The sequence below is a fragment of the Pectobacterium parmentieri genome, from assembly GCF_001742145.1.
Classification (GTDB): Bacteria; Pseudomonadota; Gammaproteobacteria; order Enterobacterales; family Enterobacteriaceae; genus Pectobacterium; species Pectobacterium parmentieri.
This window is the reverse complement of sequence record NZ_CP015749.1, coordinates 3871104-3886011: the sequence shown is the minus strand read 5'-3', so window position 1 is coordinate 3886011 and position 14908 is coordinate 3871104. Positions and strand designations below refer to the sequence as shown.

The 14908-nt window shown below is 44.4% G+C and carries 21 protein-coding genes and 5 pseudogenes; 15 read left to right on the top strand and 11 right to left on the bottom strand.

Annotation, left to right across the window (positions count from 1 at the left end):
* Positions 1-62 precede the first annotated feature (62 nt).
* From A8F97_RS25260 to A8F97_RS17660, 3 genes and pseudogenes are all read left to right on the top strand, one after another.
* Positions 63-483, top strand: a pseudogene (locus A8F97_RS25260) (RHS repeat-associated core domain-containing protein); the annotation flags it as partial.
* Complete coding sequence (locus A8F97_RS25255; protein ID WP_198338686.1) at positions 477-875, top strand: DNA/RNA non-specific endonuclease; 399 nt, start codon at positions 477-479, stop codon at positions 873-875. The pseudogene A8F97_RS25260 and the gene A8F97_RS25255, both read left to right, overlap by 7 nt.
* Before the next feature lie 3 nt (positions 876-878).
* Positions 879-1409: an SMI1/KNR4 family protein gene (locus tag A8F97_RS17660; RefSeq protein WP_012821988.1), complete on the top strand. Its 531-nt coding sequence runs from the start codon at positions 879-881 to the stop codon at positions 1407-1409.
* A 55-nt stretch (positions 1410-1464) separates the two neighbouring features.
* Here the strand turns inward: A8F97_RS17660 and A8F97_RS25250 are convergent.
* Positions 1465-1599 (bottom strand): annotated as a pseudogene (locus A8F97_RS25250) (SymE family type I addiction module toxin); the annotation flags it as partial.
* Positions 1600-2363: 764 nt separating this feature from the next.
* On the opposite strand from A8F97_RS25250, the gene A8F97_RS17650 reads away from it, so the two are divergent.
* A complete protein-coding gene (locus A8F97_RS17650) occupies positions 2364-2795 on the top strand; it encodes a hypothetical protein (protein WP_069704189.1) in 432 nt (143 codons plus the stop codon).
* 67 nt (positions 2796-2862) lie between these two features.
* Here the strand turns inward: A8F97_RS17650 and A8F97_RS25245 are convergent, their stop codons facing one another.
* Positions 2863-2952: a SymE family type I addiction module toxin gene (locus tag A8F97_RS25245; protein ID WP_230856877.1), complete on the bottom strand. Its 90-nt coding sequence runs from the start codon at positions 2950-2952 to the stop codon at positions 2863-2865.
* A gap of 368 nt (positions 2953-3320) precedes the next feature.
* On the opposite strand from A8F97_RS25245, the gene A8F97_RS23540 reads away from it, so the two are divergent.
* Together A8F97_RS23540 and A8F97_RS17645 are read left to right on the top strand one after the other, a co-directional pair.
* Positions 3321-3668: a ParB/RepB/Spo0J family partition protein gene (locus tag A8F97_RS23540; RefSeq protein ID WP_198339826.1), complete on the top strand. Its 348-nt coding sequence runs from the start codon at positions 3321-3323 to the stop codon at positions 3666-3668.
* Positions 3669-3679: 11 nt separating this feature from the next.
* Positions 3680-4123, top strand: coding sequence for a hypothetical protein (locus A8F97_RS17645; RefSeq protein ID WP_012821991.1), 444 nt, complete (start codon positions 3680-3682; stop codon positions 4121-4123).
* 140 nt (positions 4124-4263) lie between these two features.
* Here the strand turns inward: A8F97_RS17645 and A8F97_RS24785 are convergent.
* A pseudogene (locus A8F97_RS24785) lies at positions 4264-4498 on the bottom strand (SymE family type I addiction module toxin); the annotation flags it as partial.
* Between A8F97_RS24785 and A8F97_RS24780 the strand changes: the two are divergent.
* Together A8F97_RS24780 and A8F97_RS17640 are read left to right on the top strand one after the other, a co-directional pair.
* Complete coding sequence (locus A8F97_RS24780; RefSeq protein WP_154665136.1) at positions 4449-4727, top strand: hypothetical protein; 279 nt, start codon at positions 4449-4451, stop codon at positions 4725-4727. The pseudogene A8F97_RS24785 and the gene A8F97_RS24780 overlap by 50 nt on opposite strands.
* Before the next feature lie 8 nt (positions 4728-4735).
* A complete protein-coding gene (locus A8F97_RS17640; protein WP_025920371.1) occupies positions 4736-5179 on the top strand; it encodes a DUF6386 family protein in 444 nt (147 codons plus the stop codon).
* A 65-nt stretch (positions 5180-5244) separates the two neighbouring features.
* Here A8F97_RS17640 and A8F97_RS25240 read toward each other — a convergent pair.
* A pseudogene (locus A8F97_RS25240) lies at positions 5245-5488 on the bottom strand (SymE family type I addiction module toxin).
* A 144-nt stretch (positions 5489-5632) separates the two neighbouring features.
* Here A8F97_RS25240 and A8F97_RS17635 point away from each other — a divergent pair.
* From A8F97_RS17635 to A8F97_RS17620, 4 genes and pseudogenes are all read left to right on the top strand, one after another.
* Entirely contained in the window at positions 5633-5950 is a 318-nt protein-coding gene (locus A8F97_RS17635) for a DUF6402 family protein (protein WP_050512693.1), read from the top strand.
* A 7-nt stretch (positions 5951-5957) separates the two neighbouring features.
* The gene (locus A8F97_RS17630) at positions 5958-6383 is read left to right on the top strand and encodes a DUF6201 family protein (RefSeq protein ID WP_033072343.1); all 426 of its coding nucleotides are present in this window, start codon (positions 5958-5960) and stop codon (positions 6381-6383) included.
* A gap of 97 nt (positions 6384-6480) precedes the next feature.
* Positions 6481-6669, top strand: a pseudogene (locus A8F97_RS25235) (RHS repeat-associated core domain-containing protein); the annotation flags it as partial.
* A 285-nt stretch (positions 6670-6954) separates the two neighbouring features.
* A complete protein-coding gene (locus tag A8F97_RS17620; protein WP_012821995.1) occupies positions 6955-7317 on the top strand; it encodes an SMI1/KNR4 family protein in 363 nt (120 codons plus the stop codon).
* 56 nt (positions 7318-7373) lie between these two features.
* Here A8F97_RS17620 and A8F97_RS17615 read toward each other — a convergent pair whose 3' ends face one another.
* The 4 genes from A8F97_RS17615 to A8F97_RS17600 all read right to left on the bottom strand — a co-directional run bounded on the left by A8F97_RS17615 (position 7374) and on the right by A8F97_RS17600 (position 9431).
* Complete coding sequence (locus tag A8F97_RS17615; protein WP_033072342.1) at positions 7374-7727, bottom strand: DUF7716 domain-containing protein; 354 nt, start codon at positions 7725-7727, stop codon at positions 7374-7376.
* Between the two features lie 493 nt (positions 7728-8220).
* Positions 8221-8790 (bottom strand): hypothetical protein, encoded by a 570-nt coding sequence (locus tag A8F97_RS17610; protein WP_025920375.1) that lies wholly within the window; start codon positions 8788-8790, stop codon positions 8221-8223.
* Between the two features lie 99 nt (positions 8791-8889).
* Positions 8890-9147, bottom strand: coding sequence for a hypothetical protein (locus A8F97_RS17605; protein WP_033072341.1), 258 nt, complete (start codon positions 9145-9147; stop codon positions 8890-8892).
* Positions 9148-9251: 104 nt separating this feature from the next.
* Positions 9252-9431 carry a hypothetical protein gene (locus A8F97_RS17600; protein WP_033072340.1) on the bottom strand — a complete coding sequence of 60 codons (180 nt, stop codon included), beginning with the start codon at positions 9429-9431 and terminating at the stop codon, positions 9252-9254.
* 299 nt (positions 9432-9730) lie between these two features.
* Here A8F97_RS17600 and aguB point away from each other — a divergent pair, with 299 nt between their 5' ends.
* Positions 9731-10615 (top strand): N-carbamoylputrescine amidase, encoded by an 885-nt coding sequence (gene aguB, locus A8F97_RS17595; protein WP_012821999.1) that lies wholly within the window; start codon positions 9731-9733, stop codon positions 10613-10615.
* Positions 10616-10618: 3 nt separating this feature from the next.
* Positions 10619-11722 carry an agmatine deiminase gene (gene aguA, locus A8F97_RS17590; RefSeq protein WP_033072339.1) on the top strand — a complete coding sequence of 368 codons (1104 nt, stop codon included), beginning with the start codon at positions 10619-10621 and terminating at the stop codon, positions 11720-11722.
* A gap of 138 nt (positions 11723-11860) precedes the next feature.
* Here aguA and tpiA read toward each other — a convergent pair whose 3' ends face one another.
* Complete coding sequence (tpiA, locus tag A8F97_RS17585) at positions 11861-12628, bottom strand: triose-phosphate isomerase (RefSeq protein WP_033072338.1); 768 nt, start codon at positions 12626-12628, stop codon at positions 11861-11863.
* Positions 12629-12766: 138 nt separating this feature from the next.
* Positions 12767-13366, bottom strand: a complete 600-nt coding sequence (locus tag A8F97_RS17580) for a YiiQ family protein (RefSeq protein WP_025920377.1) — start codon at positions 13364-13366, stop codon at positions 12767-12769.
* Between the two features lie 256 nt (positions 13367-13622).
* On the opposite strand from A8F97_RS17580, the gene A8F97_RS17575 reads away from it, so the two are divergent.
* A complete protein-coding gene (locus A8F97_RS17575; protein WP_012822003.1) occupies positions 13623-14045 on the top strand; it encodes a DUF805 domain-containing protein in 423 nt (140 codons plus the stop codon).
* Positions 14046-14064: 19 nt separating this feature from the next.
* Here A8F97_RS17575 and fpr read toward each other — a convergent pair whose 3' ends face one another.
* Positions 14065-14811 (bottom strand): ferredoxin--NADP(+) reductase, encoded by a 747-nt coding sequence (gene fpr, locus A8F97_RS17570; protein ID WP_033072337.1) that lies wholly within the window; start codon positions 14809-14811, stop codon positions 14065-14067.
* Between the last annotated feature and the right edge of the window lie 97 nt (positions 14812-14908).

The following is a 14908-nucleotide window of genomic DNA, read 5'->3' as shown; positions in this document are numbered from 1 at the left end:
GTAAGTCTGTCTATAAATGATGGATTGCGCTTCGCTAACTGTCCTATATTGCTATTCCGGCTTATCGTCAAGGCTACCTTAACCAACGATGGATAGCTGATGTGTCGAACGGAGAACGCTGGTTCTACCGTTACGATCCATTCGGGCGACGTATTGGCAAACGCTGCGACCAGACGCAGGATAATATTGACTACCTGTGGGACGGCGACCAGATAGCCGAAGTACTCCATCATCGCAACGGTGAGCTCGTCTCACGACTGCACTGGGTTCACAATAGTGCAGCAGCAACAGAGCTCTGCCGAAGACAATACCGACCCCAGCCTTGGCTTTGCCGGACAGTATCGTGACAGCGAAAGCGGGCTATGTTATAACCGTTTTCGGTACTATGACCCGAACGGTGGATGCTACGTTTCGCCTGACCCGATAGGGGTATTGGGTGGGGAAAGTAATTACGGGTATGTGCCGAATCCGCTGAGTTGGATCACCTAGGACGCCCAACAGGTGTTAGAGCTCGGCTAGACTCTAGTTACATAAATACGGGCACGCATGCTAATCCTTCGATTCAACCTCCCGGATTTATTACAGGAGCTGGTTCTAATCGTGCTCGTGGACATTTGTTAGGGCGGCAGTTAGGCTGTTCCGGCGATGATGTTCGTAACTTGGTTACCATTCAACATCGGCCAGTGAATACTCCGGATATGAGCAGTATCGAAGGGCGTATAAGGAAAGCGTTAGAACGAGGAGAAATAGTTGATGTGTCGGTCACACCTATATATAAAGGTCCTTCTAGGATACCGGCAGGTATAACAATGAATGCTCAAGGCAGTGGCGGCTTTTTTGAAAGTGTCACTCTTCTTAATCCTCCTGGAATGTAAACCATGGCCATACCTAAATTAAATAGAATTTTAGTTCCACCTGATATCCCCAATGAGTCTGGGAGCGGTAATGCTTGGCCTTATATAGGTGAAAGCACTACGTTTCCTAATGATTATATTGAGTTTATCAGTAACTATGGCTCGGGGATAATCGCTAATTTCATTGCAATATTCAATCCATTTACTCAAAATAATGATCTTAACTTTTTTGAGAAAAATAAATTAATTATTGATGATTTTAAATATCTTAATAATGAAGATCCAGACTATTTTAAGTATAACCTTTACCCAGAAAAGAATGGGCTTTTACCAATAGGTGTAACAGATAATGGTGATTATATATTCTGGGTCGTTTCCGATCTAAATAATAGCGATGCATGGGGAACTGCAATAGTTGCATCTAGATCACCAGATATAGAATATTTTGATAAAAGTATAACTTCGTTATTATCCGGTATTTTATCGAGAAAAATAAAAGCAAACTCATTTCCTAATAATTTCCCTCCTGATAATATCATTTTTGAGAAATTCTAGAGAATAAAGCCGGAAACGATCGCAACGATCCTTCCGGCTTTTTATTATCCTCCATCTACAGATTAATCTCCGCCTCAATTACCAGTCCGCCCCGCTCCACGGTAATAGTGATAGGCATCCCCGTCATAAATCCCGACTCTTCGAGCCAGCGGCCCTTGAGGTTGATGGCGGACGGCGGGTTGGGCTTGCCGTTTTACTCGTCTCCTTTTGAGACTCGCCCTGCGGGCGAGCTAACGCTGTTCAAACCTGTTTACAACAGGTTTGTGCGGTGCGTATACCACGGTGTAGTAACATTCTGTTTTGGTTGCTTTGTTAACGGTGACACCTGACTTAGAATGTGCCTTAGCCATGATTAACTCTCTCGTGGATAGGCGGTAGCATGGATGATTTACGACATTATGACGACTGGATAAAAGCCACTTATGGCTAAAACAGGTAGTACTACTCGCCAGAAGGCTGGATTGTTGCACTTGACCCGATAGGGATAGCGGGAGGTGATAATAACTATGGGTATGTGCATAACCCTGTCAGTCGGGTTGATCCGTTTGGGTTGGTTGGTTGTGATTTACTTTTCGGCCAAAAAAGAATCAGTGATACATTTAGGAATGTTGATTCTGATGCGCCTGACTATATTCGGGGGTGAAGTATCTATGATGTTGCTGGTGATTTCAAAAGTGGTGTGTTGCATACAGACCAATTACCTGTTAGCTATTTTATCCATCCTCAAACAGGCCAAAGGATAGCTGAGAGTAATAGGACACTAGCAGCAATATCTGCCGCTGGAATGAAGCCAACGGTATTAAAAGAAGTTCCAGTAACAGAAACATTGCTTAATCGATTAAAGGAAATTCCTCTAAGACAACGAGGTGAGGTTTTCTCCATGCCTGGATCGTCTATCCCTATTACACCAGGACCAAACAATAACACTATTCTTGATATTATTAGGTTGGCTAAATGAGGTTTTTACTAAGAAATATTAAGTTCCCGTGGGTTATGGAAAGTGTATCTGAACCATTTTTCTCTTATTCTGGAGTCTGTCTGAATGTACGTTTTTTGGTTTTTTTAGGTATGGATGGTCTAAAAAAAGATATTGATAGCTACCTTAAACTCAATAAGTTAAATGACGAATCAGATATGCCTGATGAAGTGTATAATAATGCTGGGTATAGAATGGCTAATTTTGAATTTAAATTTTTCGATTTATTTTTTTGTACTGACAAAGCATCAGGTTTATCTAATTATACTAATGGTTCTGATCTTCATACCGGTGTTTATGAAGAGATTGATGAAAATAATGAATCATTAGGATATGTTTTCATTGGAAATGATTTATTTTTGTCAGTAAAAGCGAAAACATACGTGGCATCTATTGATAATAATTTATAAAATAAATAAAATCCGGAAGTGATCCCAACGATCCTTCCGGCTTTTTATTTTATATCTTGGCCAAACGCTACAGATTAATCTCCGTCTCAATAATCAGCCTGCCCCGCTCCACCGTCACGGTTATCGGCATCCCCGTCATAAACCCCGACTCTTCCAGCCAGCGGCTTTTAAGGTTGATGGCGGACGGCGGGTTGGGCCTGCCGTTTTACTCGTCTCATTTTGAGACTCGCCCTGCGGGCCAGCTAACGCTGTTCAAACCTGTTTATAACAGGTTTGTGCAGGGCGTATCCCACGGTGTAGTAACATTCTGTTTTGGTTGCTTTGTTAACGGTGACACCTGACTTAGAATGTGCCTTAGCCATGATTAACTCTCTCGTGGATAGGCGGTAGCATGGATGATTTACGACATTATGACGACTGGATAAAAGCCACTTATGGCTAAAACAGTAGTACTACTCGCCAGAAGGCTGGATTGTTGCACTTGATCCGATAGGGATAGCGGGAGGTGATAATAACTATGGGTATGTGCATAACCCTGTCAGTTGGGTTGATCCGTTTGGGTTGGCTGGTTGTGAAACAGCAAATGTCAGTGATCTAATACCAACACATTCGCCTAATAAATCTAAAAATGAAATGAGGAAGTTATTAGATGCAATCAAGTCTGATGGTAAAATCAATGAATCTATAAAATATGTAACGCACGATGGAAAAATGTACATAGTTGATGGGCATCATCGATATTTTTCAGCCAAAAATCTTGGAATAGAAAGTGTTCCTGTTGAGAAAGTTGAATTACCATTCCGTGGCTATAATACATCCGCTGATTTATTTGATGAAGTTATACGAATACCTGGATATTGGCGATACTTGTAGGTGTAAAAATTATGGCATTTTGGCAATATTCATTTTGGGCTGTCCCTAAACATGCTTTAGTTAGTAGGTATGGGAATGTACCAAAAAAAATCACTGAAGATGATTTTAATGAAATAAAGTGGTTTTATGAATTCGGTCAAGAAGATATTTTAATTAGAGGAGTAAATTACTTAGAAAAAAACAAACATTGGGATAAAGAGACGGTTTTTTTCGGTGATTATGATAAAGATTGTATTGCAATAATGTTCGACGATAAGGAGTTAATCGAAATCAAGCTAAGAGTTGATCTTAGAAATAGCGACCTTCCTATTTTACATAGCATGATTAGGTCGCTATGTGACCGTGATTTAATCATTATTGATGAAGACATGAATGTTATTGATCCTAGATCAGATATTCTTATTCAAAAAATTAACATAGACATATCTAAAAAGAATAGTTTTTTTAAACGTTGATAACGTTTAAATAGATAAAACCCGGAAGAGATATAAATGATTTTTCCAGCTTTATTTTTTCGTTATTTATTACGTATAGTGTGAGCCGTCTCAATCAGCAGTCTCACTCCGATAATCGGCATCTCAGTCATAAATCACGATGCCTCCAGCCAGCGGCCTTTAAGGTTGATGGCGGATGGCGGATGGCGGATGGCGGATGGCGGGTTGGGCTTGCCGTTTTACTCGTCTCATTTTGAGACCCGCCCTGCGGGCCAGCTAAAGCTGTTCAAACCTGTTTATAACAGATGTGTGCGGGGCGTATCCCACCGTGTAGTAACGTTCTGTTTTGGTCGCTTTATTTACTGTGTTGCATGATGTGGAATCATGTGCAGCCATAGCAACAACTCCTTTTGGTTACTTATGGTGGGCGAAGATATCGTTTACTGGTGATGTTCATCACCTGTTCCATCATTGCCTTCTTAACGAAAGTGTCCAGAACGGCGAGCAGCGCTTGCAAATGTTGAATGAAACCATTAACAAAAGTGTTGGTAGTGATCTTAAAAATGCAGGAAGAAAAGCAGGACTTCAACCTGGTGATAAAATAAGTGCGATAATATTTAACTGAGGCATGAAATGAATATCAACTTCAATATTTTTACGGATACAGCAACGATAGTTATATTTGATCTGCAATCACTTAAGCATCGCATTACGGATACGGCTGATTGGTGGAGTATCGAGGAGGATGAAATAGATGAAATCAATAATGGTAACGCTGTTTTTTTAAATTTAGGCAGCGATGGCGAGTATTTGATAAATATTGTTGAATCTTTAAATGATTATGATGATGTTGCATATATTAATGTTCCGTCAGGAAATATATTCATTGGCGCAGGTGAGGATACTACAGGTGGCGATCTAGAACCTGATGATATAAGTAGTGTATCTGGTTATTTTATCAAGTTGCCACCAGAAAATTATGCAGTAAGGTTTAAGAGAGTTGATAGCAATATATACATATCGTTTGCTCTATCAAAAGAAAGTAAAAATAATATAAAAAAATCTTTTAGGTTATAATAAACCGGAAGCGATCTTAACGATCCTTCAGGCTTTATTTTATCCGCTGTTTATCGTGTGCGGCGTCAGAGGTTAATCTCCGCCTCAATCACCAGTCTCCCGCGCTCAACGGTAATAGTGATGGGCATCCCGGTCATAAACCCCGACTCTTCCAGCCAGCGGCCTTTAAGGTTAATCGCCGACGGCGGGCTGGGCCTGCCGTTTTACTCGTCTCATTTTGAGACTCGCCCGCACAAACCTGTTTATAACAGGTTTGTGCGGGGCGTATCCCACGGTATAGTAACGTAACGGTAAAGCCTGACTTAGAATATACCTTAACTCCCTCGTGGATAGGCGGTAGCATGGGTGATTTCCTACATTATGACGACTGGATGAAATCCACTTATGGTTGAAACAGATAGTACGATTCGCCAGAAGGCTAGATTGTTGTACTTGGCCCAATAGGGGGGTTGGGTGGGGAAGGCTATCGGCAAATACATTAAGGATACTTATGGCTTTGTTGATGAAAAAATAATAAACGCTATCGATATGGAGAAACCAGAACCGCTAGGGGTTTGGGGTAAAGGTTATATTCTTACAAAAGCAGAAACGCCAATATATTTATCATCATATAGCGTAGGGGTGTTTGGGTTTCTGGCAAGAGAATATTTTGATTTTGTTCCTGTATGGAATTCAGATTTTAGAAAATGGCAGGGTAAGCATAACTCAGGAGCGGATTTTATAGTTTTTCTGATGTTTTCTGGACCCTTCCATCTGAAAAGAAAAGGATGATTTTTTTATGAAAAAAAAACGACTGGCAATTTATCTCATTTTGTTTTCTTACGTTTTCATACTCTCTCCAGTTTCTTTTAATTTAACCTATAACAAAGTCGACGAGTTTTACTCAAAAGACAAATATTATAAAGCTGTTACTTACAATCCATTTCCTTTTAGTCCGCTGTATTTTTATCATATTTTTTCTATTGATGGGTCTGTAGTTTATATAGTTCTATATGATAGGGATGAAAAGTACATAGGCCAATCATCACCATTTTATTTTATTAATCGCTACGATCTGAATCCAATTCTTTTTGTTTTTCCTGGTGATGAATATGAAGGAAAAAAAGATAACTTTAATTTACTCATTGACGGCTATGGAGATGCCTTCAAAATTAATATTTATCAAAAAACTTGGTGGAGCAAATGGTTTAGTCTGTTTTATTAGTCTCACACTAAATACAGTGCATTTATGGTGGCCAGACCTAGGCACGCTATGAGTATGACGATATGAGCAACCAGACCGGTGAGCTTTGCTGGCAGGCCCGCGCGCTAACTTATGGGGCCAGTGCTATACGGAGAAAGCTGAAAAACACGATCCGGGACTGGTTTTTGCCGGGCAATGTCGTGACGAAGAAAGTGGCTTACGTTATAACCGTTTTAGGTATTATGATCCGGACGGTGGTTGTTATATCTCGCCTGACTTGATAGAACCGTTGGACGAAGAAAATAATTAGAGGGGATCAGAAAAACTCAGTTCTCGTTACATTATTAAAATCTGCATCAGGTAGTCTTCATGCTAAATTTAGTGTGACCCAACGAGCGAGAAGAGTTATGCTGGGGAATGGAGTATTGCTTTGAAAAAATAGTTAAATATTATCTATAGAGGGATGTTTGACGTTGAAATTATTTCTGGACAGGCTAAGAAAGCCATTAGTGATGGATATGAATACTTTTATGGGTTGAGGGAAAGTAATATCGTAAATCAGTTTTTTTATATTTAATAAATTCGAGGTTTTTTGAAAAAGAATGAAGTGATGGAAAAATTAGCTGATATAGAAAAAATTTTAGATAAAAAACTGCCTGAAAAATATAAATGTTTTTTATCTGAAGAAGTTGTCGAAAATGAATGTTATGAAATAAAAAACTCTCAGGGAGGTCTCATTTATATTTTCAACTACCACGATGTGCTTGAAAGAAACGAAACCTATACAATACGGGATGTTGAGCCTGATTATTTTTTAATTGGCCAAGATGGTGATATAGGATATTTTATTTATCTGAGTGATAATGATGATAAAGTTTATAGTTTAGATCTTGGTGCTCTTGGTAGTTTAGATATGGATGAAGAATCTCAAGATATTTATAACTTACGTACCTAGTCTTGAAATATAGTCGAAAGCAATCGTAAAGATCTTTTCGGTTATTAAATTTAAAATCACTTATCAAAATCCAAAAAATCATCATTTTCCATATAATAATTAAGTGCCTCAATTATGATATAAATATCAGGTTCATCTTCTTGCATTAATACATTGTTTATAACATCAGTGAACTGCTCACCATAATAGAGTAACTCCAAATCATTATTCACAACAAAATCAGAGAAAACATCATTCCCATTATCATCTCCGGTAGGATATTCATCAACATAACACCACGTATCTTGAGATAGTGGTTCATCAGAGTTTTCACAATATAAGCAAAAATCTTCCTTAACTATTTTAATGTTATTTTTAACAAAGACGATAAAGTCGGATAATTTTATTTTCTCTTTTTTTACTATTTGCATGTGTTTTTTTCTGTTGGATGATAAAGATCGTGATTTGCAGAATGAGTCTGATGATCAACTATATTCTAAATAATTCGATTTTCAGGACAAAGGCAGTAAGACGCTTTTGAACTGTGTTTACGCTGACCCCGAAGGGCTGAGGCCATAAGGCCGAATAACGTGGTAAGCAAAGGACAAACTCGTCGGGAACGAGCTTGGCCACACAACGACCGGCCTTCGATAAGAGACAGGATATCTCTCATTGAGTCTCGATGAGTTTGCTCAGATAAGTATTAGGACGAGTGGGCAAATCTGCCAGAGATAGGTTTGAACGCTGCTTGCAGCGACCTCAGCAGGACCAGGCCCATGTGAGTCGAGTAGCGCAACTAACACACATGCAACTTAAGGTATCGCGAGTATAAAACGAGTCTATTTACACCCTCGTGATTATGCCACGTTATTCCTGAAGGACTTATAGATATATTTTCCGCTATCCGAATCATATTATTGAATATTATTCATAGAAAAACAGCATGTAATTAGCAACAAATTCAGAAGAAAGCACTTTCTTCAACTCATTTTCCACAGCCAATAAATATTCCGGTTTGAAATTAAAATCATCATCAGTAACATCACAATAAAAATCTTCAATCTCTATTTTTAAAACTTTTGTATAAATTTCAATGAATTCACTTAGTGAATTTGAAATCTGAAAGTTCCTTTTCTGGATACTTCCATATACCGGCGACGTAATATCTGATAAATCGCAATAAAGAACATCACCATTACGTTCAGCAAATATTATAAAATCATCATTCCAAGCATCATTTTCCTCAGATGAACGCCATCCTAACAGAATATTAGATAGTTCATCAATTTCAATAAGTTGTAAGTAAGCACCTCCATGAAAAGTTGGTTTATCCTCAAGTAACGTATGTGTATAGAAATGAAGGATTTCTCCATTTAAAGGTATTTCGCACCGCAAGTTTGGAATCCCCTCAACTTGATAATCCATCCTACCCATATTACTTTCGTTAAGTTTGAAAAAACTAACTAACTTACATATGCTTTTATCTATATTCATTTTTTTATTTCGCATTCCCAGCGTCGCTTCCCGGCGATCAATCGATCACCAGTAGCAGGGCAAGCCCAACCTGTCCTCAGAGATTAACCTTAAGATGCGTTAAGACCGCTTTCGGCTATTATTTGTTTTATCAATAATAATTTCATTAATCTGATCATATATATATTGGCATGCTTCATTCTCTGTTGGGAAATTTATCATTCCAGTTTTTATTCCTCTTTCTGAATAATAAACAACCCAATAGCCATTCTCGCGGTCGAGACATAGTTTTTCATCCGGCAAACCCCCATCTAAAGAATATAAAGATCTCGATATTTTTTCTTTTATAAGTCTATCTCTTAGCTCGTCTTTATTCATAAATATCACAATCTCTTTAATGATTCATTATTTTATATTCGAGAAGTTAGAGGATCCTCCGACTTGCCTCAATATTATCGAGCACTCTCTGCCACTGATATTCGTTAAGCTGGCCGTTCGCTGGCCATCATGACAGGTAAAACGGCGGTGCACGCTACCGCCTGCCTGGTGACGGTAGCCACCTGACTTTGCGTATTGTAGGTATAGTGCACCAGACTGGTCGATTCATCCAGCCAGACGCTGTCCAGTCGCGCGTGACGATCCGGCAACGCGCCGACCTTCACGGTGAACTGTAATCCTGCACTGTTGGTTATCGGTCCTCTTCTTCATCCTGCGAACCTGTCAGGCGAGATCATTCTTCGACGTAGTGACGTGCCGTCATTAACTGGCATAATGCGCATGTCATTCTCGGTCAATATCTTAACAGGATACGCCTATTGGGCATGCGCTGGCGTGATGTCCTACACTCGTTAAGGCCGCGCTGGAAAGCGCCAATGAATAATTGTGACCGAGAGAAACACTTATTGCCGATACTTGCCGGTGAGAAAGGGCGGGTATATATCGTTATTATTGAGGTTTTCGCATGAAAAAAGTTACCGTTGCCGCAACACAAATGGCGTGTTCCTGGGATCTGCCCAAGAATATCGAAAACGCTGAAAAACTGGTGCGACAAGCGCATACAAAAGGCGCACAGGTTATCCTGATTCAGGAACTGTTTGCCGCCCCGTATTTTTGTATCGATCAGAGCCCGGAGCACTATGCGCTGGCGCAGGAGCTGGAAACCAGCCCGTTGATTAAGCACTTCTCCGCACTGGCGGCGGAGCTGAATGTGGTGCTGCCGCTGAGCTTCTTTGAGCGTGCCAATAACGCCTATTACAACTCGCTGGTGATGATTGATGCGGATGGTTCCGTGTTGGACGTTTACCGCAAAACCCACATTCCTAACGGCCCGGCGTATCAGGAGAAGCAATTCTTCATTCCGGGCGACACTGGCTTTAAAGTCTGGCAGACGCGCTACGCGAAAATCGGCGTGGGTATTTGCTGGGATCAGTGGTTCCCGGAAACCGCACGCAGCCTGGCGTTGCAGGGCGCAGAGCTGATTTTCTATCCGACCGCCATTGGTTCTGAGCCAGCTTACCCAGATATCGACAGCCAGCCGCACTGGACCCGCGTTCAGCAAGGGCACGCCGCCGCGAATCTGGTGCCGGTGATCGCATCCAACCGCATCGGTACGGAAGCCAGCAAATACATCGACGGTCTGGAAATGACGTTCTACGGTTCGTCCTTCATCGCCGATCAAACCGGTGCGCTGTTGGCACAGGCCAATAAGACGGACGAAGCCATTCTAGTGCATGAATTTGATTTAGAAGCGATTGCTGCGCAGCGTGCGTCGTGGGGCCTGTTCCGCGACCGCCGCCCGGAAATGTACGGCACTATTGCCAGCTCTGATGGCAAGACCCGGAGATAATTGATGTCACAGTTAGCAACTCCTTATCTCACCACGCCACATCAGGATGGTTTTGCGATGCCCGCCGAATGGGCACCGCATGATGCCGTGTGGATGATCTGGCCGTATCGCACCGACAACTGGCGCGAACAGGGCGCTCCGGCGCAGAAAACGTTCGCGCGCGTGGCGGAAGCCATCGCCCAGAATACGCCCGTTATCATGGGCGTGCCCGCAAGCTACATGGCGGATGCGCAAAAAGTGATGCCGGTGAATGTTACGTTGGTAGAAATGGAAAGCGATGATGCCTGGATGCGCGACACTGGCCCAACCATCGTGCTGAATCAGGCTGGTGAGCGTCGGGGTATCGACTGGCAGTTCAACGCCTGGGGCGGCGAGCTGGGCGGTTTGTATGAAGACTGGCGTCAGGATGAAAACGTCGCGGCGCAGGTGCTGGATTATCATCAGGCTGCACGCTATACCGCCCCGCTGATTCTGGAAGGCGGCTCGATCCATGTCGATGGTGAAGGCACGTTGCTGACCACGGCGGAATGCTTGCTTAATCCGAATCGCAACCCGCACCTGAGCAAGGCGGAAATCGAACAACTGATGCGTGACTACCTTAGCATCTCGACGATTATCTGGCTGGAAGAGGGCGTATACAACGACGAAACTGATGGGCATATCGATAACATGTGCTGTTTCGTGCGTCCCGGTGAAGTGGCGTTGCACTGGACGGATGATGAAAACGATCCGCAGTATGCACGCTCCGTCGCAGCCTATGAGGTTCTGTCGGCAGCGCGAGATGCACAAGGGCGTGAGCTGAAAATCTGGAAACTGCCTGCTCCCGGCCCGCTCCATGCGACTATCGAGGAAGCGCAGGGTGTGGACAGCGGCGATGCGATTGAGCGTCTTGCCGGTTCTCGTCTGGCGGGGTCTTATGTGAATTTCCTGATCAGCAATCAGCAGATCGTTTTCCCACTGCTGGATGAAAAGACGGATGACATTGCACGCGATCTGCTGCAACAGATGTTCCCCGGCTACTTGATTAGCGGTGTGCCTGCGCGAGAAATCTTGCTGGGCGGGGGAAATATTCACTGCATTACGCAGCAAATCCCTGCGGTGAAGTAACCATTGAGCCGTTAACGGGCAGCAACGACCCAAAAAGGGTGACGGACAGGGATATCCACCATAAAAAAAGCCGGCTAGCGCGACAGCGTGACCGGCTTTTTATCAGGCGAACCGTTGGCCGCCCGTTTTCGATAAAGCTTAGCTGCGTTTAGCGTCGGCTGCCGCTTTCACGATGACAGCAAAGGCGTCAGCTTTCAGTGATGCACCGCCAACCAGCGCGCCGTCGATGTCCGGCTGGGTAAACAGCTCTGCCGCATTCGCCGCATTAACTGAACCGCCGTACTGGATGATCACTTGTTCAGCAACAGCAGCATCTTGCTTGGCGATGTGGTCACGGATGAATTTGTGAACAGCCTGAGCCTGTGCCGGAGTTGCAGATTTGCCGGTACCGATAGCCCATACTGGCTCGTAGGCCACCACGGTGTTTTCAAACGCTTTTGCGCCCAGCGTATTCAACACGGCATCCAGTTGACGTGCGCACACGGCTTCGGTCTGGCCTGCTTCGTTTTCTGCTTCCGTTTCGCCAATGCACAGTACTGGGATCAGGCCCGCATCTTTCAGCACGCCAAATTTCTTCGCAATGAATTCATCACTTTCTTTGTGGTAGGTACGGCGCTCAGAGTGGCCGATGATGATGTATTTCGCACCGATATCTTTCAGCATTTCAGCAGAGGTTTCACCTGTGAAAGCACCAGAAAGATTCACGTCAACGTTCTGCGCGCCCAGTGCAATACGGCTTCCCGCCAGTTGGTGATTAGCTTGATCGAGGTAGATAGCAGGTGGTGCAATGGCTACGCCACAGCCGTCAACGGTGCTGAGTTCTTTACGCAGACCCGCGATCAGTTCATTGACCATGTGAGTGCTACCGTTCAGCTTCCAGTTACCCATAACTAATGGATGTCGCATCTTTTTTCCTCCAGCCGGAATCGCGAATAAATAAACGCATGAATGAATTGTACTGCCTGTCAGGCAGTGTGATCTGCCCACAGTATAGAGTCGAAATGTGACCGTGGCTCGGTTTTTCGTCATGAATTATCGTGTTGATCACGGTTCAGATAGCGTTAGCTTAATCGGTTCAACAGCAAAAGTTAGCCCTTTTTCGCCGTCATCTGCAACCACATAACGCAAAGCCCCTTCTGTTTGCTGATAAAAGCGCTTCCCTTTGCCCTTTTCCAGTAGTTCGGTGACTTTTTTCACACTCTGTTCCTCCGTCAGTGAAGGTGCGAATGTGCGTGACAGCGCGGCCATATAGTCGATGGCCTGTTTACGACGCGCGGCGGTTTCTTGTTCGTTCTGCGGCTGCGGTAGCCAGGTGATCTGCAGCGTTTTGATTTTCCCTGTGCCTTTCTCCAGTGCGGTTGAGGCATAGAGGTGGTCGTTGATCCGACTGGCAGCCCGCGTCAACATGCTGGTAATGTTGCCAGTATCGACAACCCGAAATTCACCGATCGCCAGCGTTGGGTTGCTCAGGTTGTAGCGAGAACGGAATTGTGTGATGGTTTGATCGAAGGTTGGAGCACCGGCTAGCAGGTACGGCGCATTGGCTGATGCCTTGGGCGGAAACGTCGGATCGGCTCCCGCGTGAGTCTGGTACAGCGCCAGCGATGATAAAACCAACAGTGAAGCGATGCGTTTTCGTGTCATAGGGATTCAGGTCAGCCATTTCAGAAGATGTGCAGGCCGATAACGGCGGAATATGTTCGATTAAAGCGGCATTTGTACGTCATTGTCAAAAATAGTCGGTGGTCGCCTGAAATTACATCGGCTTGCCAAAAATAGTACGAGGTTGTCAAAAATCGCGTAAAGATTGCAGGTAAACACCTTGGTTGAGGTAAAATCACCCACAATAAATCAAGATTGATTCGGCCAGACAGGCTAACAATTCAGGGCGTTATCGTTAATGACATTACAGCAATGGTGCTTCTCGTTTAAAGGCCGTATTGGTCGTCGTGATTTCTGGCTCTGGATGGGGATTTGGGTGGCGCTGATGGCGGTATTGTTTACGCTTTCTGGTCAACGCTGGCTGGATACGCAATTGACGGCGTTTGCTTTGGTGGCCTTGCTGTGGCCAACGGCGGCGATGATGGTTAAGCGGTTGCATGACCGTAACAAAAGTGGCGGGTGGGCGCTGCTGTTGGTGGTGGCGTGGGTATTGGCCTCAGGGAATTGGTACATGTTCTCCGCCATCTGGCAGTGGGGCATTGGCCGTTTCTTACCGATCCTGATTGTCGTGATGACGTTGCTCGACTGCGGTGTTTTTCTGGGAACAAAAGGGGAAAACCGGTTTGGATCAGAGGCGGAGCCATTTCGCTTCCGCCGCTGATTAGAAATAAGGTGCTTGTTTACCAATAGTTCTCGGCGGTCATATGGCCGGGCCTGCGACGCAGGTGTTTGGTCATTTGCCGCTCTTCCTTCAGCAACAGTTGAGTATCACGCACCATTTGTGGGTTACCGCACAGCATGACATGGCTGGTGGCGGTATCCATCGGCAAGCCTACGGCGGCTTCCAACGTGCCGTTGCTGATCAACGTAGGAATACGGCCTGTCAGCGAACCTGCTTCCTCTTCCCGGCTAACCACCGTTTGAATATGCAACTTACCGTGGTAGCGCTGCTGTAATTGCTGCATCAGCGGCAGATAGCTCAGATCGCGTGAGAATCGGGCGGCGTGAACCAGCACGATGTTCTTAAAGCGTTCCAAACCCTTGCCTTCCTGAAGGATGGACAAATAGGGGCCGATCCCCGTACCGGTTGCCAGCATCCACAGCGTTTCGCAATCAGGAATCTCTTCCAGCACGAAAAAGCCAGCGGCCTCTTTGACGATCATGACTTCCGATCCGGGCTGCATGGCATGCAGATACGGGCTGAGCTTACCTTCTGGCACCGTCACCAGATAGAACTCAAGCGTAGGATCGCTGGGCGCATTCACGTAGGAATACGCACGCTGCACTTTCTCACCCTCAATCTCCAGCGCCAGTTTGCCATACTGCCCGGCAGTGAATGCATCGGTGGGCGCGTGAACCCGAATGCTAAACAGACTTTCTGTCCAGTTTTCCACCTGAATCACTTTGCCTGTCACCCATTCAGCCATATTTTTCTGCTCCTGTTGTACCCGTCATACTTCAAGCTGCATGTGCGTTGGCAATACTCGGCTCATCTCTGAGCCTCGCCTTGGGGGGCCGCCGCAA